The organism is Microcoleus sp. Pol7_B2 (genome assembly GCF_036701035.1).
In the GTDB taxonomy this organism is placed as follows: Bacteria; Cyanobacteriota; Cyanobacteriia; order Cyanobacteriales; family Microcoleaceae; genus Microcoleus.
This window is the reverse complement of the sequence record NZ_JAUBQB010000188.1, coordinates 1-1,749: the sequence shown is the minus strand read 5'-3', so window position 1 is coordinate 1,749 and position 1,749 is coordinate 1. Positions and strand designations below refer to the sequence as shown.

At 42.6% G+C, this 1,749-nt stretch carries 1 protein-coding gene; it reads left to right on the top strand.

Translation table 11 applies throughout. From position 1 onward, the window contains the following. Positions 1 to 416: 416 nt before the first annotated feature. Entirely contained in the window at positions 417 to 1,736 is a 1,320-nt protein-coding gene (locus tag QUA57_RS28455; protein WP_333065139.1) for an IS4 family transposase, read from the top strand. Positions 1,737 to 1,749: the final 13 nt, after the last annotated feature.

The window sequence follows — 1,749 nt, the reverse complement described above, 5'->3', positions numbered from 1 at the left end:
CATTGGTAACAAGTTAGAAAGGAGTAGATTTTGTCAATACCTCTTTCTGCAGAAATATTATGGAACAATAATGATAATCAAAAAAGGGGTAAAGGTGGGAGAGTTCGCCGACGGCGGACTCTCCCACCGACAGCGATTATCATTATTAATAAATTGTTCGCTCGACTGGCGTTGCAAGAGCTCGAAAATAGTGGCGGGAGCTCGATAATAGTGGCGGGAGCTCGATAATAATGGTGGGAGCTCGAGTTCCGTTGCACCGCAAGCGCACGGCAGCGTCGGGGCGAGCATTCAGGGTGGCGAGCCTTGGTACGATCGAACCATCTTATTTGACAAATAATTGAGCGATTGTGTAGGTAGTAAATATGGCTAAGAGTCAAAAAACCAACCGTGACCACGCCAAAAAAACCACAAGACCGATGGTGGAAGACGAAGCGATTGCCTCGCAACTATCGGCATTATTAACACCAGCCATCACCTCACAAGAAAATTACTACCGTCAACTGGGTTTACGAGGGAGAATTCTTAATCTACCGTTGATGGTAGCAGCAGTATTAACCCTATTGTGGCGAGACGTGGCTGGAGTGACAGAACTCACAAGAATGTTGGCAAGAGAAGGTTTTTTATGGTGCCGACCTACAACAGTCACTCAACAAGCAATGTCTCAAAGATTTTTAAGTTTTCCTGCCTCTTTATTTGAGGGAGTCTTTAAAAATTTATTGCCAAACTTAAAAACTGCTTGGTACAAGAGAAACCAACGGCCTCTACCAGAAAGCATTCAATTTGCCTTGACCAAATTTTCGAGAATTTGGATAGTGGATAGCTCAACGCTCGAAGCATTGTTTTGCAAGCTTAAAAGCCTGGAAGATATACCGCGAGGGCAGTTGGCAGGAAAAATGGCAACAGTCATAGATTTAATGACTAGGTTACCTGTCGAAGTTTGGTTTCGGGAAAATCCCCGATCTTCTGATGTTAAGCTTGAAGAAAATATCCTGCAATTGGTGCCACCTAAAACCTTACTCTTACTGGATAGAGGTTTTTATCATTTTAGCTTTTGGCTCAAATTAATTGAAGCAGATATTCACTTAATTACTCGTTTGAAAAAAGGAGCATCAATCCAAGTAGAGCAAGTATTTACCAAAAGTTACGACCTGAGAGATAGTCGGGTACGTTTGGGTTCGGGAACAGCCAAAACTCCATTTATTACCTTACGTCTGATTGAAGTTCGTTCGGGTAAAACCTGGCATTCTTATTTGACAACTGTGCTGGAACCTCAAGTGTTACCACCCTACGTTGTGGCAGATTTATATCGCAGGCGCTGGAGAATTGAAGAGGCTTTTAATACCGTAAAAAGGCTCTTGGGATTAAGTTATTTGTGGACGGGTTCTCTCAACGGCATTCAGCTTCAAATCTGGGGTACTTGGATATTTTATGCACTCTTGGTCGATTTAGGTGATGCCGTGGCTGACCAACTCTCTTTACCAATAGATTCAATTTCATTAGAAATGATTTACCGGGGTCTTTACCATTTTTATGTAGCCCGTCAAAAAGGTAAGGCAACTGACCCAATCGAGTATTTCGCCGCGCCTGAAAATCGAGATTTAGGTATTGTTAAATCTCAGCGAAAACCCCATACTAAGTTAATTATTGCACCTTTTCCCGATCGACAGCGAGGTCTGAACCAATATTTCTTTGAGACATCTTCTGAAATCCCCTTGACAACTGCCATACAGGCTTAACTTGTTACGAATG

What these genes read in the sequence shown, in the direction of transcription:
- QUA57_RS28455 (WP_333065139.1), top strand. Translation starts at nt 417, where the DNA reads ATGGTGGAAGACGAAGCGATTGCCTCGCAACTATCGGCATTATTAACA.